Source organism: Rhodococcus sp. NBC_00297, from assembly GCF_036173065.1.
Lineage (GTDB): Bacteria > Actinomycetota > Actinomycetes > Mycobacteriales > Mycobacteriaceae > Rhodococcoides.
In genome coordinates this window covers 1,337,404-1,360,539 of sequence record NZ_CP108041.1, presented here as the reverse complement: position 1 = coordinate 1,360,539, position 23,136 = coordinate 1,337,404, and the positions used below count along the sequence as shown (strand labels likewise).

Sequence of the window (23,136 nt, the reverse complement as noted above, 5' to 3'; positions counted from 1 at the left end):
CCGGGGGCACTGTCGTGGTGGTCGCCGGGCCGGGATTCGGCGACGGTGTCGGACTGGGACACGGTGGACTCCTATACGGGTGGGGGTATGTGAAGGGCCTGGATCGGCCATCGTCGAGAAGTGGTGTGAGGGTGTGCTCAGCGGTGGAACTGTGAGCATTCGGCAGGGGGGCCCACTGGACACTCCTTCCGCGTTCGATCCGCTGGACTGCGCACACCGTGTCACATACGAGGGGGGGTATGCAAGTACCCCCTGGGGTATCTGACCGAGGTTGCCGGGTGTCGGTGCGACGACCGCCGACGTACCCCCAGGGGGTACTCGTCGGTACACTGGGGCCCGTGTTGCACAGTCTTCGGCAGCGACGTTCGCTGACCCTCGCTGTGCAGATGGCCTGGTGGGCCGTCTCGATCGCACTGGGCGTGGTGCTGATGCACATGGTGGTGCCCGTCCAGACCGCCGCGGCCCATGAAGCGATGCCGAACCACCACGCGTCGATGGACGCGGAGGTCCACGCTGACGCCGCCACGCACATCGCGGAGCCCGGTCCGGCGGCGGAGCGACTGCCGTGTCCCGGCGGTCACGACATGATGCATCCGTGCATCGGGACGGTCACCTCGTTCCCGCCGATGTCGGTCCCGATCGGGGCCGTCGAGTGCCTGCCGGCGCTCGATGACGCATCCGACCGTGTCGTCGTGATCGTCGCCCGCGCAGGTCGAGCTCCACCATGGGCGCTGTCCTCGCTGGACGACTCGGTACTTCTGCGGGTGTGACGGGGAGCCCGGGGCAGTGATGCCCCGGCGGATCGCACGTCGATTCAGACCCCTATCCCGTTCGACACACCTCAGGAGTACGCCCATGCATGTCAAGAACACGACAGTCACCACACTCGCCGCTGCCGCGATCGGAGTCGCCCTCGTCGCCGGTTGTGGCGACGACGAATCGTCCGCGTCGATGGAGGGCCACTCGATGGGTTCCTCGTCCATGGAGTCCGCGCCGTCTCAGGATCCCGCTGCGGACTTCGCCGACGCCGACGTCGCGTTCGCATCGATGATGTACCCGCACCATGCTCAGGCTGTCGAGATGGCCTCCATGGTCGACGGGCGTTCCACGAACCCGGACGTGGTCACGCTCGCCGACGAGATCGCGGACGCGCAGGCACCCGAGATGGACCAGTTGGCCTCATGGCTGGCGGAGTGGGGTCAGCCGTCTCCGTCGGCAACGCCCGACGACATGCAGGGCATGGATCACGGGTCGGGGAGCGGAATGATGAGTTCGCAGGACATGGCCTCCCTGACGGCCTTGTCCGGCGACGAGTTCGACCAGCGGTGGCTGACGATGATGATCGACCATCATCGAGGTGCGGTCGCCATGGCGGAGACGGAGATCGAGGAGGGCTCGAACGACGACGCGGTCGCGATGGCTCGCACGATCGTCGACACGCAGAACGCCGAGATCGCCAGGATGGAACAACTTCTCGGTTGACCTCCGGCCGACGGCCGCCACTCCGACCGGGAGTGCCGGCCGTCGGGTGCGGCCCGTGTCAGATCCGCAGTCGCGCCGCGAGTTCGTCGACGCGCGTGGCGATGTCGTCGCGCACCAGGCGCATCCGCTCGATGCCCTCGATACCTCGCGTCGACGGCTCGTCAGTGTCCCAGTTCAGGTAGGTCGGTCCCTCGACCGGGTCGACGGTCGCCTCGGTGCCGAGGGTGACGACGTAGTCCATCCGGGACATCAGATCCGGATCGATCGGCTTGGGGTGCTCACCGGTGAGATCGACTCCGACCTCGCGCAGCGACTCGGCGGACAGAGCGTTGACTGCACTGCCGGGGGCAGTCCCGGCGGAATGCACCTCGACATCGTCACCGGCAACCGTGCGCATCAGCCCTGCGGCCATCTGCGACTTGCCACCGTTCTTCACGCAGACGAACAACACACTCGGCTTGCGGGACATCAGGATTCCTTCGTCTGTCGGGTGGCTGAAAATCGTCTGCGCAGTGCCAGCGAGACGTAGACCAGGCCCACGAGCACAGGGACTTCGATCAGGGGTCCGACGACGCCGGCGAGGGCTTGACCGGACGTGGCGCCGTAGGTGGCGATCGCGACAGCGATGGCGAGTTCGAAGTTGTTGCCCGCCGCGGTGAACGCCAGGGTCGTCGTGCGCTCGTAGCCCAGTCCCATCGCTGCGCCGAGGGCGTATCCGCCGCCCCACATCACCGCGAAGTACACCAGAAGCGGGAGCGCGATGCCCACGACGTCCAGGGGCTGGGAGGTGATGCGGTCGCCCTGCAGGGCGAAGAGGACAACGATGGTGAACAGCAGTCCGTAGAGCGCCCACGGCCCGATCTTGGGGATGAACGATGTCTCGTACCAGTCGCGGCCCTTGGCGCGTTCGCCGAAGTACCGAGAGGCGAATCCGGCGATCAACGGGATGCCCAGGAAAATCAGCACGGATTTCGCGATCTGCCACGGTGATGCCTCGATGGTGGTCTGGTCGAGACCGAGCCAGCCGGGGAGCACGGAGAGGTAGAACCAGCCGAGGACGGCGAACATGACCACCTGGAAGACCGAATTGATCGCCACGAGAACGGCGGCGGCTTCGCGGTCGCCGCAGGCGAGGTCGTTCCAGATGATGACCATCGCGATGCAGCGGGCGAGTCCGACGATGATCAGTCCGGTGCGGTACTCGGGCAGGTCGGGGAGGAACAGCCAGGCCAGCGCGAACATCAAGGCGGGGCCGAGAATCCAGTTCAGAGCGAGAGAACCGAGGAGGAGCTTCTTGTCACCGGTGACGGTGTCGAGCCGGTCGTAGCGGACCTTGGCCAACACCGGGTACATCATGATCAGCAGGCCGATCGCGATCGGCAGGGACACACCGTCGACGGAGATCGACGACAAGGCGTCGTTCATCCCGGGGATCACGCGACCGAGCAGCAGCCCGACGACCATCGCGACGCCGATCCACACCGGGAGGAAGCGGTCGAGGGTGGAGAGCTTGCCGACGACGGCGGGGTGGTCGCTGGTGTTCGCCGCGGTGCTCATGCGGTCACCACCGTCGGGTCGACGGTGGCCATGACGGCCGACAACTGCTGCAGCGCATCGGGAACCACGCGGTAGTAGACCCAGGTTCCGCGCCGCTCGGAGTCGAGCAGGCCGGCCTGGCGAAGCACCTTGAGGTGATGGGAGATGGTCGGCTGCGACAGGTCGAAGGATCCGGAGATGTCGCACACGCACGCCTCCCCACCGTCGTGACTCGCGATGAGACTGAGCAGGCGCAACCGGACCGGGTCGCCCAGCGCCTTGAACATCGACGCGAGGATGTGCGACTGCTGCTCGGTCAGAGGTTCACGAACCAGGGGCGAGCATCGGACACCCGTGGCGGGCTCTGACTGATTCGACATTCTTCTATATTGACGGTTGTCGATGGTCTCGGTCAATTCGCACTCTACTCTCCGGTGAGAGTAGGGTTCCGCCCAGCGGAGGGCCGTGCTCGGCCTCCGGCAGTCCCGCACCGTGAAAGAGGCTCGTCATGTCCCACGCCGGCTCGACCGTCGCCCCACCCGAGGACACCTCGGTGCTGGCCGCGCTGCGCTCACCTCGACGTCTGAAGACCGAGGTGCTGGCGGGCCTGGTCGTCGCGCTGGCGCTGATCCCGGAGGCGATCTCGTTCTCCATCATCGCCGGTGTCGATCCCCGCGTCGGACTGTTCGCGTCCTTCACGATGGCGGTCACCATCTCGATCGTCGGCGGTCGTCCGGCCATGATCTCCGCCGCCACCGGAGCGATCGCCCTCGTCGTCGCGCCACTGTCACGCGAGTACGGCCTCGACTACCTCATCGCCGCCGTGATCCTCGGTGGCGTCCTGCAGATCGTGCTCAGCGTCGTCGGAGTGGCGAAGCTGATGCGCTTCATTCCGCGCAGCGTGATGGTCGGGTTCGTCAACGCGCTCGCCATCCTCATCTTCACGTCGCAGTTGCCCTACCTCATCGGCGTGCCCGCCCTGGTGTATCCCCTCGTGGCAGTGGGTCTCGTGGTCATGGTGTTCCTTCCCAAGCTGACGACCGTCGTGCCCGCACCGTTGATCGCCATCGTGATGCTCACCGCCGCCACCCTCGTGTTCGCGCTGCAGGTTCCCGATGTCGGCGACGAGGGCGAGCTGCCGTCCTCGCTTCCGACGCTGCTGCTCCCGAACGTGCCGTTCACCCTCGACGCCCTGTCGATCATCGCGCCGTTCTCGCTCGCCATCGCACTGGTGGGTCTGCTCGAATCACTCATGACCGCAAAGCTGGTGGACGACATCACCGATTCGCGCTCGAACAAGACCCGCGAGGGTTGGGGCCAGGGTGTCGCCAACCTCGTCACGGGCTTCACCGGCGGCATGGGCGGCTGCGCGATGATCGGCCAGACCATGATCAACGTGAAGGTCTCCGGCGCTCGTACCCGGATCTCGACCTTCCTCGCCGGGACGTTCCTGCTGATCCTCGTGGTGGGACTGGGCGACATCGTGGCACTCATCCCGATGGCCGCGTTGGTCGCGGTCATGATCATGGTCTCGGTGGGCACGTTCGACTGGCACAGCATCCGTCCGTCGACCCTGCGGCGCATGCCCAAGAGCGAGACGCTCGTCATGGTCGCCACAGTGGCCGTGACCGTCGCGACCCACAATCTGGCCTACGGCGTCATCGTGGGTGTCGTCACCGCGATGGTGCTCTTCGCGCGGCGGGTCGCGCACCTCACCGAGGTGGTCGACGTGGCGCACCCGGACGAGAACACGCGCGTCTACAAGGTCCTGGGAGAGCTGTTCTTCGCCTCCAGCAACGATCTGATCCACCAGTTCGACTACGTCGGTGACCCCGAGAACATCGTCATCGACATGTCGGAGTCCCACATCTGGGACGCCTCCACGGTCGCGACGCTCGATGCCGTCACCACGAAGTACGCGGCGAGGGGCAAGAAGGTCGAGATCGTGGGGCTGAACGCGTCGTCCGTGGAACGACGGGACCGGCTCAGCGGAAATCTCGGCGCAGGACACTGATCGGGCCCGGTCTCCGGGTCGGAACTAGAGTCGACGCACACTCGACGTACGACGAAGGAGCGGGACAGTGGGCGAGAGCATGCAGATCGGTGAGGTCGCCGAGCGCACGGCACTGTCCATTCGCACACTGCGCCACTACGACTCGGTGGGTCTCGTCGTCCCGTCGGCGCGATCGGCCGGCGGATTCCGGCTCTACACCGAGGCCGACGTCGAGCGATTGTTGGTGATCCGGCGAATGAAGCCGCTGGAGTTCACGCTGGCCGAGATGGGCGAGCTGCTCGCAGCCCTCGACGTCCTCGGGAACGGCGATGCCGACGACGAGGACCGTGCTGCCGCAACACAGTTCGTCGACCAATGCCACGACAAGGCGCTGGACCGATGCGAGACGTTGCGACGCCATCTTGCCTACGGCGAGGAGTTCGCAGCTCTGCTCGCGGCCCGCAGGCCGGTCACCGAACTCTGAGTCAGCTCTCCTCGCGGCGCTGATACACGTCGGGGATGCCGTCGTGATCGTCGTCGCGGGTCTCCTCCTCGTGGATCAGCTTGTACGCGCGGTTTCGGCTGCGCAGAATCGCGGCGGCGATGCACGCCGAGATCACCGATCCGGTCAGCACTCCGACCTTGACGTGATCGTCTCGCTCGGTGCTCTCACCGAAGGCGAGGTCGCCGATCAACAGCGAGACGGTGAAACCGATGCCGGCGAGAACGGCGACGCCGAACACGTCACGCCACGCGAGTCCGGCATCGAGAGTGGCACGGGTGAAGCGGGACACGAGATACGTGGTGCCCAGCACGCCGATGGTCTTGCCGACCACCAGTCCCGCGACGATGCCGATGGCGATCGGGTCGCCGAGCGCCTCGAAGAAGCCCGACACGCCGCCGACGGTCACGCCGGCGGCGCAGAATGCGAAGAGCGGCACTGCGACACCGGCTGAGAGAGGTCGGATGCGATGTTCGAAGTGTTCGGCCATACCGGGACCGGCCTCCGGACCGCCGGCGGCGCGACTGCGGATCACCGGCACCGCGAATCCGAGCAGCACGCCGGCGACCGTGGCGTGAACGCCGGACTCGTGCATGAGAACCCAGGTGACGACCGCGAGGGGAACGAGAATCCACCACGACCGGATCCGTCGCTGCACGGCGACGGCGAAGAGGGCGAGCGGGATCATCGCGGCGCCGAGCGCCACGAAGTTCAGGTCGGCGGTGTAGAAGATCGCGATCACCGTCACCGCGAGGAGATCGTCGACGACGGCCAGCGTGAGCAGAAAGGTGCGCAGGGCGAGCGGTAGGTGCGTGCTGACGACGGCGAGAACGGCGACCGCGAAGGCGATGTCGGTCGCGGTGGGAATGGCCCACCCCAGCAGTGCGCCGTCACCGGTGCGCAGGTTGACGACGACGAAGATCAGTGCGGGTACGGCCATGCCGCCGATTGCGGCCGCGATGGGCAGTGCCGCACGCGCCGGGTCGCGGAGGTCGCCGGCGACGAATTCGCGCTTGAGTTCGAGGCCCACGACGAAGAAGAAGATCGCGAGCAAGCCGTCCGCGGCCCATGTGGAGAGAGTGAGATCGAGGTGGAGCGCGGACGGGCCCACTCGTGTCGCCATGAGCGTGTCGTAGGCGGCCGACCACGGGGAGTTGGCCCAGACGAGAGCGATCACCGTGGCGACCAGCAACAGGGCACCCCCGACGGTCTCCTTGCGCAGCACGTCGGTGATGCGCGAGGCTTCGGACCACGACCCCCGCGAGAGCAGACTGCGACGCGTGGGAGGTGGCGAGGATGACGTCATGGGGTGCCCTTCGGTGCTCTGACGATCAGGAGTTGTCGTACGCGGTGGCGTCGGTTCGGCGTTGGTGGGCTTCGCCTTCGGCGGAGTCCGCGAACTCGGGGGTGTCGAAGACCTCGCCGCCGAGCGGATCGACCGGCTCGTCGTGCTCCGAGTACTGGACGGCGCCGGTGTCCGGGTCGATCTGTAGTCGGCTCTGCGGTACCGACTGGACCGCGAGCAGCCCGGACGGAGTGGACAGGCCGTCCTTCGACGGGGACAGACCGGCGAACGTGGTGGAGATACCGCCGCGCTCCGGCCGTCTCGCCGGTGTCGTGCCGTCCACGGGCGGTGCATCTCCGGCAGGGGTTATCCGGACGTAGGACGGCGTGGTGGCCACCTCGTAGCGGAAGGCCTTCAGGAGTGACACGCACGCCAGCACCATGATGATCGAGAACGGCACCGCGGTCGCGATCGACGCCGTCTGCAAGGCCGTGAGTGATCCGGATCCACCGATCAGCAGCAGAACAGCGGCAGCGACGCCCTCGAGCACGGTCCAGTAGACGCGGGTGATCTTGGGTGTGTCGAGATCACCACCGGTGGAGAGGATGTCGATGACCAGTGAGCCGGAGTCCGAGGAGGTGACGAAGAAGAACACGATCACCGCGATGGCGAGAACGCTCGTGACGGTCGCGAGCGGAAGACCGTCGAGAAGTTGGAACAGGCTCGTGTCCGTGCCGACGGTTCCGTCGTCGGCGAGCATGGTGCCCTCGTTGCGCTGACGGAGGATTCCGGAGTCACCGAAGATGGTGAACCACAGCGAGCCGACGAGAGTCGGTGCGAGCAGCACGCCGAAGACGAATTCGCGGATCGTGCGGCCGCGCGAGATCCGTGCAATGAACATGCCGACGAACGGTGCCCAGCTCATCCACCATCCCCAGTAGAAGATGGTCCAGGCGCCGGCCCACCCGTCCTCGGCGAAAGGCGATGTACGGAGCATCAATTCCGGCAGCGCCTGGACGTACCCACCGAGGTTCTGCACCCACGACTGCATGAGGAACAGCGTCGGTCCGGCGATCAGGACGAACACAGCCAAGCCGGCGGCGAGTGCCATGTTGATGTTGGAGAGCCATTTCAGGCCCTTCGACACACCCGAGACGACGGAATACGTGGCGAGCAACGTGACGAAGGCAATGAGGGCGATGGTCAGCCAATTGTTCGTCTCCACCCAGCCGAGGTAGGACAGACCGGCGGAGATCTGCTGAACACCGAAACCGAGTGAGGTCGCGACGCCGAACAGCGTTCCGATGATGGCGATCGCGTCGATGGCGTGACCGATACCGCCCTCGATCCGTTGCCGTCCGAGCAGTGGCTCGAGGAGCCAGCGAACCGACAGGGGGCGGCCCTTGCGATAGGTCATGTACGCGAGTCCGAGACCGACGACGACGTAGATCGCCCATGCGTGCAGACCCCAGTGGTACAGGGTGAGCTCCATGGCCTGGTTGGCGGCCGCGTCGGTCGATCCGTCGACACCCCCGGCAACTGGGGGAGTGATGTAGTGCGACAACGGTTCCGCGACGCCGTAGAACACCAGTCCGATGCCCATACCGGCGCTGAAGAGCATCGCGAACCAGGAGAGGACGCCGAATTCGGGGCTCTCGTCGTCGCGGCCGAGGCGGATGTTGCCGATACGGCTGGCGCCACAGTAGAGGGCGAAGACGACGAATCCCGTCGCCGTCAGGATGTACCACCATCCGACACCGTCGGTGATGGCCCCGTTGAGGGCCTCGAATGCGTCGGCCGCGGTACCCGCGAAAATGACGGAGAAAACGATCATGGCGACGATGATCGCGGACGCGGGAATGAATACCGGTTTGCGTATTCCGCGCCAGGCGGATCGTACTGAATTCACTTGTTCACATCCTGAGAAATAGACGATCGGTCAGTCGATCATGGCGGTGAGGCCGGGGTGGACGCGAATCCGCTACGTCCGGACCAGTCGGTCGACCCGCTCGATCGCGGCGGTGAGCGCCCGCGGGCATTCGTGTTCCGGGAGGTGACCGCAGTCGTCGAGCACCGTCGTGTCCCGACCGGTGATCTCCCACACCTGGTCGTCCAGTCGACGGTGGTCGAGCACCGGATCACACGATCCCGCCACCACTTCGAGCGGCACCGCGCGGCTCCACTCCGCGAGCCGCCGCTCCGAGATGTGGCGATCCGCGCGCGTTCCGGCGCAATGCGTCGACACCAGAAGTCGCCATTCCACCAGGTCGTCGTCCGGACGGAAATGCTGTCCGCAGAGTGCGGCCACCGCCCTGGAGGTGCTGTGCGCTGACGTGCGGCGTCGCAGGAACCGCCCATCGGGGCGAGAGACCGGGACGATGCCTTCGGGACGGACCAGCACCATCGCGCCGACCGACGATCGGCAGGTGGCGGAGAGGGCCGCCGCGGCGCCGCTCCCGATGCCCAGCAGAACCGGCCGCGGGCCGCCGATCTGCGTGAGGGTGTCCTCCAGCCAGCGACCGTAGTCGGCCGAGGCCCGGCCCCGGCGCGGGCGCACCCCCGAACTGAGCCCGGGCTGGCCGGGCATGTCGGCGACGTGCACCGTGGCGTCGGGCATCGCATCGATCAGCGGCGTCAGAAGTGCCGCGCAAGACAGCTCGCCGGGCACCACCACGACGGTGCGCTGCGCGTCGGGTCGAATGACGGACGTGACGACGGTCGAGCCGAGCGAGGTGTCGATCCGGCGAACGGTGTGCGGCGTGGACCAGTCGGCGAGTCTGCGTCGGCACCATTCCTGCACGGCGTCTCGGCCTGCTGTGGTCCGGTACGTGCCCGTGTCGACGGCGAGCATCATGTCGAGGTGCCTCTTCCTGCTGGACGTCGTTCGGGGTCGCGGAAGCGACCGCCGACCAGACTTCCCGGCACACCGTGGGAGGACACTACTCGTGCGGTCGGCGGGTTGCCACTCGGCGACAGAGGTCCCGCGGAAGGACACGCGCCGGGCGTGTTCGACCGGCATGATCGGGCAATGGCGACGACCAGGCACCACCGCATCGACTACATCGAGCTGTCGGTCACCGACCTGACGGTCGCTCGGGCCTTCTACGCGGGTGCCTTCGGATGGACGTTCGTCGACTACGGCCCGACGTACGCCGGCATCGTGGGAGCCGACGGCGCCGAGGTCGGTGGGCTGGCCGTGGTCGAGACCCCCGCGCCGGCGGGAGGACCACTCGTGCTGCTCTACTCCGACGACCTGGACGCATCGGCCGAGGCGGTCGAGGCCGCTGGCGGATCGGTGGTGTCCGGCCCCTACGACTTTCCAGGTGGACGACGCTTCCACTTCGCCGATCCGAGCGGCACCGTGCTGGGTGTGTGGGCGGCGTCCTGAACCACGCGATGACGACAGTGGAATCGAGACCCCGGATTCCGGGGTCGGGAGTACACGATCAGCGGGCTGCTTCAGTCGACCAGGACCCCAGCAGTCGCAGTCGATCCGCGCTCGGGGATCCGGGCTCCGCTGTGTAGACCATGAGGACGGAACCGGGGTCCGCGGTGATCACCAGTTCCTCGTAGGCCAGGTGGACCTCGCCGACGACGGGATGGTGGAAGCGTTTGGTCCCGGCGCCGTGAGTGCGGACGTCGTGTGCTCCCCACAGCCTGCGAAACGTCTCGTCGCGTGTGGACAATTCGCCGACGAGGTCCTGCAGGCCCTTGTCGTGTGGGTCCCGGCCGGCCTCCGCACGCATGATGGAGACGCACATCTGCGCGAACAGGTCCCAGTCGGGATAGAACTCCCGCGACAGCGGATCGAGGAACTGGAACCGAGCCAGGTTGGGCACCCGGCCGCCGTCACCGATGACAGGCGCGTAGAACGCTTTTCCCAGTTCGTTGGTGGCCAGCAGATCCTGCCGTCGATTGCGCACGAAAGCGACGCCGTCGGTGATGGAGTCGAGTGCCCACTGCAGGCTGATGCGAGGTGGGGTGATGCGCTCCGCCCTGCGACGGGGGCGTCCCGACGTGGGGACACCGTCGGCCGCGCGAGCCAGATCGAGCAGATGCGCATGTTCGGTGTCGGTGAGCTGCAGGGCGCGCGAGAGCGCGTCGAGCACCGACGACGATGCGCCGCCGATGGCGCCGCGCTCGATGCGGGCGTAGTACTCGACCGACAGGCCGGCCAGCGACGCCACTTCGCTGCGACGCAGGCCGGCCACCCGACGGGTACCACTGGTCGTAATGCCCGCTGCCTCCGGTGTCAACCTCGCGCGGCGGGTCATGAGGAACTCGCGAACCTCGGCCTTGGTGTCCATGAATTCAGCGTAGGACGACCGGAGGCGATGAGGGAGGCCCTGTCATGACACCCCTCGCGCGGTCAGGCCAGCGTCGCCGTGTCGATGACGAACCGGTAGCGGACATCGGAGGCGAGCACCCGTTCCCACGCATCGTTGATCTTGTCTGCGGAGATGACCTCGATCTCGGCTCCGAGACGATGCTCGGCGCAGAAGTCGAGCATCTCCTGAGTCTCCGCGATCGAGCCGATGGCGGATCCTGCGAAGGTACGGCGGTGCGGGATGAGCGAGAAGACGTGCAGGGGGAGTGGTTCCGCCGGCGCGCCGACGTTGACCATGGCACCGTCGACGGCCAACAGCGACAGATGTGCGTTCAGATCGATCGACGCGCTGACGGTGTTGATGATCAGGTCGAACGTGGAGGCGAGCTCGGTGAACGTGTCCGGATCGCCGGTGGCGAAGTAGTGGTCCGCGCCGAGACGTAGTCCGTCTTCCTGCTTCGCCAGCGACTGCGACAAGACCGTGACCTCGGCTCCCATGGCGTGCGCGAGCTTCACGGCCATGTGCCCGAGTCCACCCATCCCCACAACGGCGACCTTCTTGCCGGGTCCTGCGCCCCAGTGGCGGAGCGGTGAGTACGTGGTGATACCGGCGCACAGCAGCGGCGCCGCAGCGTCGAGCTCGATGCCCTCGGGGATCGTGACGACGAAGTGCTCGGTGACGACGACCTGCTGCGAGTAGCCACCCTGAGTGACCGTGCCGTCGCGGTCGGTGCTGCCGTAGGTCTGAATGTTGCCGACGAGGCAGTACTGTTCCAATCCCTTGACGCACTGGGCGCACTCGCCGCACGAGCCGACCATGCAGCCGACGCCGACGCGGTCGCCGACCGCGTGCTTCGTGACCTCGGAGCCGATCTCGGCCACGATTCCCGCGATCTCGTGGCCGACGACGAGGGGGTACGGAACCGGGCCCCATTCGCCGCGGGCGGTGTGGATGTCGGAGTGGCAGATTCCGGCGAACGCGATGTCGATCCGGACGTCGTGAGGTCCGACATCGCGGCGGTCGATGGTGTAGGGAGACAGTGGCTCGTCTGCTGCGGTGGCGGCGTACGCCTTCACGGGAGTGGTCATGTCTCCAGTCGACACCCGCATCGGCGGTCGAGGGAGTCCCTGACGAAGGGTGTACCCGCAGGGCACCTCTCGTCGAGAAGGTCAGTCCAGAGGTGCTGCGAACGTGCGGAATTCACCGCGCTCGGTGTGCATGGTCCACAGTAGTTCCGCGAGCGCGTCCGGTTCGTGCGACGGCTCACCCGCGCCGATGCCCCGCGGAATGATCAGCTGGCCGACGTGCAGCCCCTCCGGTGCGAGTGCGTCGTGCAGCAGTTGGGCGTAGGCACTCTCGCCGGCGAAGGCGACCGAGGTCCCGGCGACGGTCGCGCCGGGATGAACTGCACTGCCTCCGTTCACGAACAGCACGGTGCCGCGTCCCAGCGACCGCATTCCCGGCAGTGCCCAGTTCACCGCGGTGACGGGTCCGTAGATGGAGACCTCGACCGGACCGACGAGATCGGCCACGCGTGTCTCGAGGACCGGCTTCATGAATTCCCTTGCCGGGACAGGGCTGTACTGCAGCACCTCGATCGGTCCGAGTCGCTCGGCCGCCGAGTCCAGCGCGGTGGTCAGGGACTCGGGGTTCCGGACGTCGGCCGGGAAGCCCGCGGCGGTGATCCCGGCATCGCCCAGCGAGTCGGCGATGCGGTCGACATTGCCCTGCTCTCGTGAGATCAGGGCGACCGAGAACCCCTCGCGGCCGAAGCGGCGAGCGACGGCGGCTCCGAGTCCCTCACCAGCACCGATGATGGCGATCGTGGTCATGGTCGTACTCCTCTGATCGAGTGGAAGTCAGGACACCAGCGCGTCGTGCTGCGGGGTGGTGCCGGCGCGGTGGCTGTGTCCGGGCCTGGCCATGATCACGAGGGTAGCCAGCGGAACGAGCAGCGCGGCGGCGAACGCTGCGCCGACGACCGGGATCGAGGCCGGGCCGAACACGCCGATGGCCCGCGCGGTGACCGCACTCCCCATCGCGGTGCCGAGGTTGAACATGGACGTGCACAGCGACGTGGCCAGGGTGGGTGCGCCCTCGGCGAACCTGACGGCCATCGACATGAGGACCGGGTTCATGCCGAGACCGGCGAGACCGGCGATCGCGAGAAGTGCGATCGCCGGTGCGGCGTGGTCCGACACCGCGCCGAGCAGGGCGAGTGCTGCCACGACGGCGATGCCACCGCCCAGAGCAGTCCCGTACGGCGCGCGGCCCGCGAGCCGGCCACTGCCGAGTGTGCCGGTGACGGCCCCGACGCCGAAGATCGCGAGACCCACCGGGAGGAGTTCGGCGGACAGGCCCGCGCGCTCCGTCAGCAGCGGGGCGATGAACGAGTAGGTGGACATCACGGCCGAGGTGACGAGTACGCAGGCAGCCATGACCACCCACAGGCGCCGCGACATCAGCGCCGCAGTCTGCTCTCGCAGCGGGACGGTGGTCGAGGCGGAGCGACCGCCGGGAACGATGCGAGCGACGGGAACGGTCGCGAGCAGCGCCAGCCCGGCGAGGATCCAGAACGGGCCGCGCCACCCGACGAGCTGACCGGCGACGGACCCGAGGGGCACGCCGATGACGGTCGCCAGGATGCCGCCGCTGAGGACCATGCCGATGGCACGCGCGGCGTCGTCCGGGCCGGACACTCGAGCACCGACGGACGCTGCGATCGACCAGAACGCCCCCGTCACCAGCGCGGTCACGAAGCGGGCGACGAGGACGACGGAGAGCTCGTCGGTGAGTGCCACGACGACATGTCCGGCGGCGAACACGGCGAGCGAGAGCAGCAGCGTCGTGCGCTCGGGAACTCGCAGCACCGCCACCGCCACCGCCGGCGTGGCGATCATGCCGATCGCGAATGCCGTGACCAGGAGACCCGCCTCGGAGATCCCGATGGCCAGGTCGCCGGCGATGTCGGGCAGCAACCCGGCCACGACGAACTCGGACGTGCCCATGAGGAACGTGCCCATCGCCAGGACGGAGACGAGGAAGGGCAGCGGTCGACGTTCGGTGGTGGAAGGCATGGTCGTCGACGCTATCGACGTCCCCGCGGCGCAACGAGACCCTGGCAGGGAACCTCTCGCGCCCGAGCCACCTGTGTGCAGTGATCCGCGGATACCGCAGATCACTGCACACGAGTCAGCGCTCGAGCACCGTGCTTCCCACTCGAACCCAACCTTGTGATGATTTCATCAGAAAGTCTTGACGGGCGATCCGATCATGAGTGACGATGTGATCATCTACTTCAGGAGCGGCCATGACGATCGACCACGCGCACCGAACTCGCGACGTCGACGGGCATCAGGGGATGCACGTCGATCAGGGTGCGTTGCCGGGTGAGCATCCCGGTCGTGCGATGAACCCGGTGATCAAGGTCCAGGACATCGCCTGGCTCGAGTTCCGCAAGCCCGACCTGGACCGCGCGCAGACGTTCGCGGAAGCATTCGGCTTCGGAGTCACCGTGCGGACCGGCGACGAGTTGCATCTGCGCGGGCTGGCTGACGGAGCGCCGTGCGTCATCATTCGCAAGGGGCGCCGGACGTCCTACGTCGGTGCCGCCTTCCGTGCCGTCGAGTCCGCCGACGTGCTGCGCCTCGCCCGCGCGACGGGTCATCGCGTCGAGCGGCTGCCCGACTCGATCGGGGGGATCGGGGTGACCGTGACGGATCCGAGCGGCCAGCCGGTGCGGGTGGTCGCCGATCTCGACGACGGTCGCCCACTGCCGGGTCAACGCACCCACGACTACAACTTCGGGGCGCTCGACGATGCGGGGATCACGCGCACCAATGCCACGCAGCGGCCACCGCACGAGCCCGCCCTCGTGGAACGGCTCGGTCACGTGGTGCTGCAGCGCACGCGCTATCTGGAGAACCTGACCTGGTACCTCGAACACCTGGGCCTGATCGTCAGCGATTTCCTCTACTACGACGGGCAACGTCACCGCGGACCGGTCATGAGTTTCATCCGCTGCGACCGGGGGTCCGAACCGACCGACCACCACACGCTCGCGATGACGCTGGGGCCGTCGGACCGCTACGTCCACTCGGCATACCAGGTGTGCGATCTCGACGCCATCGGTGCGGGGAGCCGCTATCTCACCGAGCGCGGCTACCGGCACTCGTGGGGGATCGGTCGGCACATTCAGGGCAGTCAGATCTTCGACTACTGGCGCGACCCGGACGGCTTCCTCGTCGAGCACTTCAGCGACGGTGACCGCTTCGACGCCACGCTCGAACCTGGCTGGGCGCCGATGACGGCGTCCGGTCTCGCGCAGTGGGGACCACCCGCGAGCAAGGACTTCCTGGGAATCGCACCGAACAAGCGGTCCCTGTCGGAACTGCGATCCATCCTCACCGGACTGCGCAGCGACAACGAATTCGACTCCGAACGCCTTCTCGGCCTGATGAAAGTAGCCTCGACATGAGCATCGCCGTTCTCCGCACCGCCGACGGATGGTGGGTGCAGACCCGCGAGGGTGCCGTTCGGGTGGACACCACAGCGACCACCACCGCGGACCTGCTCGCAGACCGGTCGGCCGTCGATGCTGCCGCTGCCGGTGGCGAGACCGTCCCCGTGGCATCGCTCGAGCTAGTCTCGCCCGTCACCGCGCCGTGTCGAGTGGTGGCACAGATGACCAATTACGTGTCGCACGTGAAGGATTCCGGTATGAATCCGGAGACGGTGCCACTGACCTTCTTCCGGAAGTCGTCGGGGTCGATCAGCGGACCGACCGCCGACATCGTCCGTCCGGCCCATGTCACCCTGCTCGACTACGAGGTGGAGATCGGGCTCGTGGTGGGGACGACCCTTCCCGTCGGATCGACGATCGACGACACGACGGTCGCCCGCCACATCGCGGCACTGGTGATCACCAACGACGTGTCGGCCCGCGACGTCCAGCTGCCCAAGACCCAGTTCTACGAGGCGAAGTCCTACCCGACCTTCACCCCCGTCGGCCCCGTCCTCCTGGTTCTCGAGGACGGCGACCTCGATCGTTTCGAGCAACTGCGGTTGATGCTGCGCGTCAACGGGGAGATCCGGCAGAACAGTACGGTGCGAGACATGATCTACCGACCCACGGAAGCGTTGCGGACCCTGACGGGATTCCAGCGTGTCGACCCGGGCGACCTGATCCTGACCGGCACTCCGGGAGGCACGGCCCTGAAGGCGCCACCGAAGCCCATCGAGATCATCGGCGCTCTGCTGCCGCCGGCCGTGAAGTGGAAGACCTTCTTCAAGCGTCAGGCGAGCAACCCGGCCTACCTGCAGGACGGTGACGTGGTGGAGGTGACCATCGCCACCGACGACGCGATGCTCGACCTGGGGATGCAGCGCACGACGGTGCGGTACGCGTGACGCACCACCCGGCCGTCGTCGTCGGCGCGGGACCCACCGGAATGGTGGCGGCCTCACTGCTCGGTCGGCACGGCATCGAGTGCCTCGTACTCGACCGGTGGGAGGACATCTTCCCGCAGCCGCGTGCCGTCCACCTCGACGACGAGGTGCACCGCATCCTCGGCGATCTGGGCGTCGCCGACGCGTTCACCGACATCTCTCGCCCCGGACACGGCCTGCGCCTGGTCGACTCGGACATGGCCACCATCGCCGAGTTCGAGCGTGACCCGGAGTCTCGCCCCCACGGCTTCCCGCCGGCCAACATGTTCGACCAGCCAGAACTCGAGCGCATCCTGCGCACGGCGATGACACGCGACCCGCATGTGGAGTTTCGCGGTGGTGTGGAGATCATCGACGTCGCCACGATGAAGGACCACGTGGAGGTGGTCTTGCGAGACATCGCCACGGGTGAACGCAGCGCCGTCACCGCGGACGTCGTTCTCGGGTGCGACGGTGCGAACAGCGCTGTTCGCGCCGCACTCGGAACCTCCATGGAGACTCTGGCGCCCGAGCAGCGGTGGCTTGTCGTCGACGTGTCGAGCCCGGTCGACCCGGGTCTGTGGGACGGGGTGCATCAGCTCTGCGATCCACACCGCGCGGGAACGTTCATGCGCATCGGCGCCACTCGCTACCGGTGGGAGTTCGAGCTGCTGCAACACGAGACCGTCGACGACTACTCGGATCTCGACTCGCTCACACCCCTGCTCGATCCGTGGCTACGCGGCGCTCCGAACGCCGATCTCGAGCTGGTACGGGTCACGGAGTACACCTTCCGTGCCCAGATCGCGGACCGGTGGCGTGATCGACGGGTCTTCCTGCTGGGAGACGCCGCGCATCTGACACCGCCCTTCATCGGTCAGGGCATGGGTGCCGGACTGCGAGACGCCTACAACCTCACGTGGAAGGTGGCCGGTGTGTTGCGCGGCACCCTTCCCGAGCAGGCACTCGACACGTACGAGCAGGAACGAGTGCCGCACGCGCGGGCCATGATCCGCCAGGCCGTCGCCGTGGCCTGGGCGATGAACGGCGGCGGCGAACGTGTCGCCGGCCTGCGGCGCCGGGCCTTTCCGGTGCTCACGCGCGTTCCCGGTCTGAGTTCCCTCGTCACGGACAGCGCGACCCCGCGCCTGCATCCGTCGGCGTTCGTGCGACGGGGGTCGATGTCGCCGCGTCGGCTCGAGGGAACGTTGTGTCCGAACGCACCGACGGAGCGCGGCGTGCGCTTCGATGCCGTCGCCCCTTATCGGTTCACGGTGGTCACCGCCGTGGTGCCCGAACCCGCTCAGCGTCAGGAGATCACGCGCCGTGGCGCGGAGATCCTGCTGGTCAGCCCCGGGTCCGACCACGGCAGATGGTTGCGTGGCGGACGTGTGTCCGCGGCCCTGGTCCGTCCCGACCGGACCGTGATGGCGACCGCGCGGTCACTGTCCGCCCTCCACACCCTTGTACCGCCGTCGCCGAGCCCGTTGCCCCCGAACACGATCGGACGCGCCGATGAGAGCTGACACGGCACTTCTTCGCTACACCGAGGACATCTACTCCACCGCGGCCATTCTCGATCCGTACCCGCACTATGCGGAGATGCGGGCTCTGGGTCCGGTGGTGTGGCTGACTCGCCAGAAGGTTCACGCGATCACGCGCTACGCGGAATGCAAGTCGACGCTGCTCGACGACGGCACGTTCGTCTCCGGCGACGGTGTCGCGCTGAATCCCGTCGCCAACAGACTCGGTCGTGGAACGACGCTCAACAGTGACGGCGACGAGCACGCGTTGAAGCGATCCGTGCTCGCACATCGTCTCACTCCGAAGGCCGTCCGGAAGATGGCGTCGGCGGTGCAGGACAAGGCCGAGCAGATCGTCGACGCGGCGCTGACGCAGCAGTGCATCGACGGAGTCGACGACCTGGCCACCGCGCTCCCGACGTCGATCGTTCCCGATCTCGTCGGGTGGCCGGAGGACGGCCGTGACGACCTGCTGCGCTGGGCCGGAGCGACATTCGATGCGCTCGGTCCCCTGAACCGGCACGCGGTGACGGCGACCCGAGCAGCGTCGGAGATGATGGCCTACTCCCGTCGGGTGGTCCGTGAACGCTCGGTGCTGCCGGGCAGCATGGGTGCGGACGTTCTCGCCGCGGCCGACGAGGGGCGCATCGAGAGATCGCAGTGCCCGGCGTTGATGATCGACTACCTCGGACCGTCGCTGGACACGACCATCGGCGCCATCTCCGGTGCACTGCACCTGTTCGCGACCCATCCGGACCAGTGGCAGGCGGTCCGCGAGGATCCGTCCCTGATTCCCAACGCGGTCAACGAGGTCGTGCGATACGAGTCGCCGATCCGTGCGTTCTCCCGCCGGGCGGTGCGCCAGGAGACCATCGGCGACGCGATCATTCCTCGGGGCGCGCGAGTGCTGGTGCTCTACGCGTCGGCGAACCGTGACCCCCGCGAGTGGCACGACCCGGACTCCTTCGACATCACCCGCGATGCGTCCCGTCAACTCGGCTTCGGATCGGGCGTGCACGGATGCGCGGGTCAGGGGCTCGCTCGTCTCGAGGCGTCCACGATGCTGCGAGTGCTGGCCGAGCGCGTCGAGCGCATCGAACTCACGGGCACACCGTCGCGTGCGGTGAACAACGTCATCCACCGATTCGACCGCCTCCCACTGAGGTTGGTCGCAGCAGAGAGGAGATCGTCATGATCGTCGATGTCGACTGGGATCGATGCGAGGGACACGGCATCTGCGCAGAGCAGGCGCCGGAGGTGTTCAGCCTCGACGGCGAGGGCGAGCTGCACCATGCCTACGACGGCGCGGACGTCCCGGACGAGTTGGTACCCGGTGCTCGATCCGCCGTGAGTGTCTGTCCGGTCGCGGCGCTGCGTGAGCGCGCGTGAGCGGTGCCGCACGCCGGGTGGTGATCGTCGGTGATTCCATCGCCGGATGTACCGCCGCACGTGAACTCCGAGCGCTGGGTCACGACGGTCCGATCACCATGATCGGATGCGATCCCGACGGCTGCTATGCCCGGCCGCCGCTGTCCAAACGCGTTCTCGCGGAGGGCATCGGTGCGTCCGATGTCTGGGACCTGTCCGATCTCGACCTGACCGCCGTCACCGCGCTGGCGACCGGAGTCGATGTCGGGCGACGAGTGATCACTCTCGCGGAGGGTGACGACGTTCCGTACGACGCTCTCATCGTGGCGACGGGGGCGGACGCTCGCAGACTGGCTGCACCCGACCAGAGCGGTGAGCTGGTGGTGCGCAGCCTTGCCGATGCTCGTCTGCTGCGGGAGCGGCTGGAGAATGCGACGTCCGCGATCGTCGTCGGCGCAGGGTTCCTGGGGATGGAAGTGGTGAGTGCCTGTGCGGCACGCGATGTTTCGGTCACGGTCATCGACGTGGATCCGCCGTTGCAGCGGATACTCGGCCCGTTCCTGTCCGAGGCGATCACCGCACGGGCGGCTGCACGCTCGGTCGACGTCCGCCGGGTGGACCGGCCCGTCGAGTTGATCGGCGATCCGGTGGGTGGGGTCCGGATCGACGGCATCGAGTCGACGGCCGATCTCGTGGTCAGCTGTGTCGGTGAGGTCCCCGGCACGCACTGGCTCGACGGCAGCGGGATCGGTGACGGCGGCGGCGTGGACATCGACGACCGCTGTGCGACCGCGGTGCCGGGAGTGTTCGCTGCGGGAGACGTCACTCGTGGCTCGGACGAGAACGGCCGGGTTCGCCGTACCCCGTTCTGGTCCACTGCGATCGCGCAGGGCAGGGTCGCCGCGGCATCGGTGTTGGATGTGCCGGCCCGGTGCGCACCGACGGACGACCACTTCTGGACCGAGGTACTGGGATTGTCCATCAAGGTCGTCGGTCCGCTGCCTCTCGTCGGTGCACCCACCGTGTTGGAGGGATCGGTGAAGGACGGCTCGGCTCTCCTCGAGTGGACGCACGACGACGGTCGCAGGACCGTCGTGGCCTACGGGATGAAGAAGGCTGTCGGGTTGTTGCGACGCATGGTGTCGTGATCACCGATGCGGCACTGCGCGAACGAGAGTCGCGCAGTGCCGCATCGGTGAACTGTCAGATCACTTCCCGAGTTCGCCGAACGTGGCGTCGATGTCGGCCATCTCCATCTCTGCGGTCTGCTGGATCAGCTCCATGAGCTCCGGATCGAGCCCGGGTGCGAACTCCTCCGGTCGCTCGGGCGCGATGTCGAGGGGTGCACCCGCCGGCGCCTGTTCGCTCGCGTCGAGATCCGTTCCGTCCTTCGACGGCGACATGCCCTGGTAGATACGGCCCGCCTCGGACGCGCCGGTGAGGTCGAAGGTGTACTGCTTGCTCTGCAGGCCCATCTCCACGAGCTTCTTCACCTCGGGGAACTGCTCGGCGTTCGTCTTCGGAATGGGCAGCGTCTTCTTCCAGTCGACACCCAGTGTCTCGAGTGCCTTCGCGTAGCCGTTCTCGTGCGCCTGGTCCCGAACGATGAGGTAGGAGATGGTGGACCGGGCGGTCTTGTTGTCCGTCATCTCGTACATGCGGCACTTCTGCAGGCGGCCCGTCGATTCGAGCATCAGGTTGTACAGCAGATCGAGCACGAGGTTGCCCGAGTTGTAGACGTAACTGCCGCTCCACGGGTTGCCCACCGAGTCGACGGGCATCGCGCCCTGAGCACCGACGAGGTAGTGGTGGATGTTGCCCTCGGACAGGGCGATGTTCAGCGGCACGGCGCCGCCCGCGCCCGGTGTGTCGAGCGGATCGTTCTGCTTGCCCTGGTATCGCGGCGACCCGTCGAGCAGGCGAGAGATGGTGGTGCCGATGAGTTCGACGTGACTGATCTCCTCGGTACCGATGCCCTGGATCAGGTCCCGGTAGGGCTTGGCTGCGGCGCCGCGGAAGTTCATCGACTGGAACAGGTACTGCATCATCGTGCGCATTTCGCCGAACTGACCACCGAGGCCCTCCTGCAGCGCGTTCGCTGCGGCGGGATCGGGCTCGTCGGGAACGATGTCGTGGATCAGCTTCTGTACGTGCAGATACATGGGGCCTCCTCAGGCGTGGGGCGGAACTGCCGCCCACGCAGCACGGGTGCCCCGAGCCTGACCACCCTCAATCCTTCGGTGTTGTTCCAGCCTTCGAAGAACGCTGTTGTGACCCACCACATTTCACTGGTGTTAAGCATCTTTATTGTTCTGTGATACACGCCTCACGGAGCCGTCCGAGCACATTCCGTCCGGAGAATGACAGGTATGACCTCACCTGTGGCGATCAGCCGTGACACAGCAGTCGGCCCGGAAGCCCGGTTGTCCTGGATTCTGTCGGGCCTCGCCGGGATGGTCGGCGCCGTCGCATTTCTGCATTCCGCCGGATACTTCGTCACCTTCATGACGGGAAATACCGAACGCGCGGTAGTGGGCCATTTCGGTGAGCCCGCCGGCAAGGAGGTGGCTCCGGGCGCATCTCCCTGGGCCGCACTGGCTCTGATGGGATCGTTCCTGCTCGGCGTGGTCATCGCGTCGATCTGCCGACGGAAGTATTGGTCGAACCATCCGCACGGTGCCACCGTGGTGACGACGATCGCGCTCGCGGTGGCGGGGTCGATCGACATCGCACTGTCCGGGTGGTCGTCCGCCGACGTGAACTTCTATCCGATCCTTCTCATCGCTTTCGCGCTCGGCGCGTTGAACACCGCCTTCACCAAGAAGGAGGAGACCTACATTCCGCTGAGTTATGTCACCGGAACGCTGGTCAAGCTGGGGCAGGGAATCGAACGCCATCTGTGCGGTGGCGGAACCCGCTACGACTGGCTCTGCTACCTCATGCTGCTGGGGTCGTTCTCGCTCGGCGGTGCGATCGGCGCTTTCATCGGCGTTGTCATCACCGGTCCCCAGGTGCTCCTGCTCGCCGCGCTGTTCAGCTTCGGTGCCACGATCTTCACCTTCACCCACACCGAACGACAGACGGTCTTCGGCTGACAGGTGCCTCGTCGGCTCAGATCGCGTGGAACGCCCTCCGCGCTGTCGCTGCCAGTGCTGCTCGTCGGCGATCGTGGTCGGACGCGCTCTCACCCGCGTGCGCGGTGTGGACGATCGCGGACTGCGCCCACGTGGCGGCGAGCGACACCAGCATCGACCAGAGATCCTCCGCCGCGACGTCGTCGACGAGAGTGCCCCGCTTCTGTGCGTCGCGGATGGCGTCCAACTCGGCGCGACCGGCATCCTCGCGGTGCGCGAAGAGGGGGCCGATCGGAGTCCGCTCCAACCGCGCCCAGGTCACCAGGCGCACCAGCTCGGGATCGCCGAGGTACATGTCGTAGAGGGCCGCGACGTATCCGGGCAGGTCGTCCGCGTCGAGCGGGACGTCCGCCATGTCGACGTCCACCCGGTTGTCGAAGACCGCGTCGAACAGTGCCTGTTTGCTGCCGAAGTACGCATAGATCTGCGACTTGTTGATGGCGGCGTTCGCAGCGATGCGGTCGACGCGCGCCCCCGCGATGCCGTGCTCGGCGAACTCGGCCGTCCCTGCACGGAGTATTCGTCGTCTCGTCTCGGCGGCGTCACCCATGGGTCGAG

The 23,136-nt window shown here is 67.1% G+C and carries 24 protein-coding genes; 12 read left to right on the top strand and 12 right to left on the bottom strand.

What is annotated here, in order from left to right:
- The first annotated feature begins 338 nt into the window (after positions 1 to 338).
- Both OG947_RS06505 and OG947_RS06500 read left to right on the top strand, forming a co-directional pair.
- Positions 339 to 770, top strand: coding sequence for a DUF6153 family protein (locus OG947_RS06505; protein WP_328813389.1), 432 nt, complete (start codon positions 339 to 341; stop codon positions 768 to 770).
- Between the two features lie 85 nt (positions 771 to 855).
- Positions 856 to 1,482 (top strand): DUF305 domain-containing protein, encoded by a 627-nt coding sequence (locus OG947_RS06500; RefSeq protein ID WP_328813388.1) that lies wholly within the window; start codon positions 856 to 858, stop codon positions 1,480 to 1,482.
- A 58-nt stretch (positions 1,483 to 1,540) separates the two neighbouring features.
- Here OG947_RS06500 and OG947_RS06495 read toward each other — a convergent pair whose 3' ends face one another.
- From OG947_RS06495 to OG947_RS06485, 3 genes are read right to left on the bottom strand one after another with little or no spacing between them, the layout of a single operon-like run.
- Entirely contained in the window at positions 1,541 to 1,951 is a 411-nt protein-coding gene (locus OG947_RS06495) for an arsenate-mycothiol transferase ArsC (protein WP_328813387.1), read from the bottom strand.
- Positions 1,951 to 3,039 (bottom strand): ACR3 family arsenite efflux transporter, encoded by a 1,089-nt coding sequence (gene arsB, locus OG947_RS06490; protein WP_328813386.1) that lies wholly within the window; start codon positions 3,037 to 3,039, stop codon positions 1,951 to 1,953. Before arsB ends, OG947_RS06495 begins: the two co-directional genes overlap by 1 nt.
- Entirely contained in the window at positions 3,036 to 3,398 is a 363-nt protein-coding gene (locus OG947_RS06485; RefSeq protein ID WP_328810352.1) for an ArsR/SmtB family transcription factor, read from the bottom strand. Before OG947_RS06485 ends, arsB begins: the two co-directional genes overlap by 4 nt.
- Positions 3,399 to 3,526: 128 nt before the next feature.
- Here OG947_RS06485 and OG947_RS06480 point away from each other — a divergent pair, with 128 nt between their 5' ends.
- Together OG947_RS06480 and OG947_RS06475 are read left to right on the top strand one after the other, a co-directional pair.
- On the top strand, positions 3,527 to 5,032 hold the full coding sequence (locus OG947_RS06480) for a SulP family inorganic anion transporter (protein ID WP_328813385.1): 1,506 nt from the start codon (positions 3,527 to 3,529) through the stop codon (positions 5,030 to 5,032).
- A 79-nt stretch (positions 5,033 to 5,111) separates the two neighbouring features.
- Positions 5,112 to 5,495 carry a MerR family transcriptional regulator gene (locus tag OG947_RS06475; protein WP_307097582.1) on the top strand — a complete coding sequence of 128 codons (384 nt, stop codon included), beginning with the start codon at positions 5,112 to 5,114 and terminating at the stop codon, positions 5,493 to 5,495.
- Position 5,496: 1 nt separating this feature from the next.
- On the opposite strand, the gene nhaA is transcribed toward OG947_RS06475, so the two are convergent.
- From nhaA to OG947_RS06460, 3 genes are all read right to left on the bottom strand, one after another.
- A complete protein-coding gene (gene nhaA / locus OG947_RS06470) occupies positions 5,497 to 6,819 on the bottom strand; it encodes a Na+/H+ antiporter NhaA (RefSeq protein WP_328810350.1) in 1,323 nt (440 codons plus the stop codon).
- Between the two features lie 25 nt (positions 6,820 to 6,844).
- Positions 6,845 to 8,632: a BCCT family transporter gene (locus OG947_RS06465; protein WP_374197695.1), complete on the bottom strand. Its 1,788-nt coding sequence runs from the start codon at positions 8,630 to 8,632 to the stop codon at positions 6,845 to 6,847.
- A 147-nt stretch (positions 8,633 to 8,779) separates the two neighbouring features.
- Positions 8,780 to 9,652 carry an alpha/beta fold hydrolase gene (locus OG947_RS06460; RefSeq protein ID WP_328813384.1) on the bottom strand — a complete coding sequence of 291 codons (873 nt, stop codon included), beginning with the start codon at positions 9,650 to 9,652 and terminating at the stop codon, positions 8,780 to 8,782.
- A gap of 174 nt (positions 9,653 to 9,826) precedes the next feature.
- Here OG947_RS06460 and OG947_RS06455 point away from each other — a divergent pair, with 174 nt between their 5' ends.
- Positions 9,827 to 10,186 (top strand): VOC family protein, encoded by a 360-nt coding sequence (locus tag OG947_RS06455; RefSeq protein ID WP_222628033.1) that lies wholly within the window; start codon positions 9,827 to 9,829, stop codon positions 10,184 to 10,186.
- A gap of 58 nt (positions 10,187 to 10,244) precedes the next feature.
- Here the strand turns inward: OG947_RS06455 and OG947_RS06450 are convergent, their stop codons facing one another.
- From OG947_RS06450 to OG947_RS06435, 4 genes are all read right to left on the bottom strand, one after another.
- Positions 10,245 to 11,105 (bottom strand): helix-turn-helix transcriptional regulator, encoded by an 861-nt coding sequence (locus OG947_RS06450; RefSeq protein WP_056446493.1) that lies wholly within the window; start codon positions 11,103 to 11,105, stop codon positions 10,245 to 10,247.
- A gap of 62 nt (positions 11,106 to 11,167) precedes the next feature.
- Entirely contained in the window at positions 11,168 to 12,214 is a 1,047-nt protein-coding gene (locus tag OG947_RS06445; protein WP_222639720.1) for an NAD(P)-dependent alcohol dehydrogenase, read from the bottom strand.
- Between the two features lie 81 nt (positions 12,215 to 12,295).
- Complete coding sequence (locus OG947_RS06440) at positions 12,296 to 12,958, bottom strand: SDR family NAD(P)-dependent oxidoreductase (protein WP_328813383.1); 663 nt, start codon at positions 12,956 to 12,958, stop codon at positions 12,296 to 12,298.
- Positions 12,959 to 12,985: 27 nt separating this feature from the next.
- The gene (locus OG947_RS06435) at positions 12,986 to 14,203 is read right to left on the bottom strand and encodes an MFS transporter (RefSeq protein ID WP_328813382.1); all 1,218 of its coding nucleotides are present in this window, start codon (positions 14,201 to 14,203) and stop codon (positions 12,986 to 12,988) included.
- Between the two features lie 233 nt (positions 14,204 to 14,436).
- Here OG947_RS06435 and OG947_RS06430 point away from each other — a divergent pair, with 233 nt between their 5' ends.
- Genes OG947_RS06430 through OG947_RS06405 form a run of 6 tightly spaced genes read left to right on the top strand, consistent with a single transcriptional unit; the run spans position 14,437 to position 20,592 of the window.
- The gene (locus tag OG947_RS06430) at positions 14,437 to 15,603 is read left to right on the top strand and encodes a VOC family protein (protein WP_328813381.1); all 1,167 of its coding nucleotides are present in this window, start codon (positions 14,437 to 14,439) and stop codon (positions 15,601 to 15,603) included.
- Positions 15,600 to 16,535, top strand: a complete 936-nt coding sequence (locus tag OG947_RS06425) for a fumarylacetoacetate hydrolase family protein (RefSeq protein ID WP_027504379.1) — start codon at positions 15,600 to 15,602, stop codon at positions 16,533 to 16,535. The genes OG947_RS06430 and OG947_RS06425 overlap by 4 nt, the downstream gene beginning before the upstream one ends.
- Positions 16,532 to 18,079, top strand: coding sequence for a bifunctional 3-(3-hydroxy-phenyl)propionate/3-hydroxycinnamic acid hydroxylase MhpA (mhpA, locus tag OG947_RS06420; protein ID WP_328813380.1), 1,548 nt, complete (start codon positions 16,532 to 16,534; stop codon positions 18,077 to 18,079). The genes OG947_RS06425 and mhpA overlap by 4 nt, the downstream gene beginning before the upstream one ends.
- The gene (locus tag OG947_RS06415; RefSeq protein WP_328813379.1) at positions 18,069 to 19,271 is read left to right on the top strand and encodes a cytochrome P450; all 1,203 of its coding nucleotides are present in this window, start codon (positions 18,069 to 18,071) and stop codon (positions 19,269 to 19,271) included. Before mhpA ends, OG947_RS06415 begins: the two co-directional genes overlap by 11 nt.
- Positions 19,268 to 19,465 carry a ferredoxin gene (locus OG947_RS06410; protein ID WP_328813378.1) on the top strand — a complete coding sequence of 66 codons (198 nt, stop codon included), beginning with the start codon at positions 19,268 to 19,270 and terminating at the stop codon, positions 19,463 to 19,465. Before OG947_RS06415 ends, OG947_RS06410 begins: the two co-directional genes overlap by 4 nt.
- On the top strand, positions 19,462 to 20,592 hold the full coding sequence (locus OG947_RS06405) for an NAD(P)/FAD-dependent oxidoreductase (protein WP_328813377.1): 1,131 nt from the start codon (positions 19,462 to 19,464) through the stop codon (positions 20,590 to 20,592). The genes OG947_RS06410 and OG947_RS06405 overlap by 4 nt, the downstream gene beginning before the upstream one ends.
- Before the next feature lie 60 nt (positions 20,593 to 20,652).
- Here OG947_RS06405 and OG947_RS06400 read toward each other — a convergent pair whose 3' ends face one another.
- The gene (locus OG947_RS06400) at positions 20,653 to 21,606 is read right to left on the bottom strand and encodes a manganese catalase family protein (protein ID WP_027504374.1); all 954 of its coding nucleotides are present in this window, start codon (positions 21,604 to 21,606) and stop codon (positions 20,653 to 20,655) included.
- Between the two features lie 207 nt (positions 21,607 to 21,813).
- On the opposite strand from OG947_RS06400, the gene OG947_RS06395 reads away from it, so the two are divergent.
- On the top strand, positions 21,814 to 22,539 hold the full coding sequence (locus OG947_RS06395; RefSeq protein ID WP_328813376.1) for a YoaK family protein: 726 nt from the start codon (positions 21,814 to 21,816) through the stop codon (positions 22,537 to 22,539).
- Positions 22,540 to 22,555: 16 nt separating this feature from the next.
- On the opposite strand, the gene OG947_RS06390 is transcribed toward OG947_RS06395, so the two are convergent.
- Positions 22,556 to 23,128, bottom strand: a complete 573-nt coding sequence (locus OG947_RS06390) for a TetR family transcriptional regulator (protein WP_056446518.1) — start codon at positions 23,126 to 23,128, stop codon at positions 22,556 to 22,558.
- Between the last annotated feature and the right edge of the window lie 8 nt (positions 23,129 to 23,136).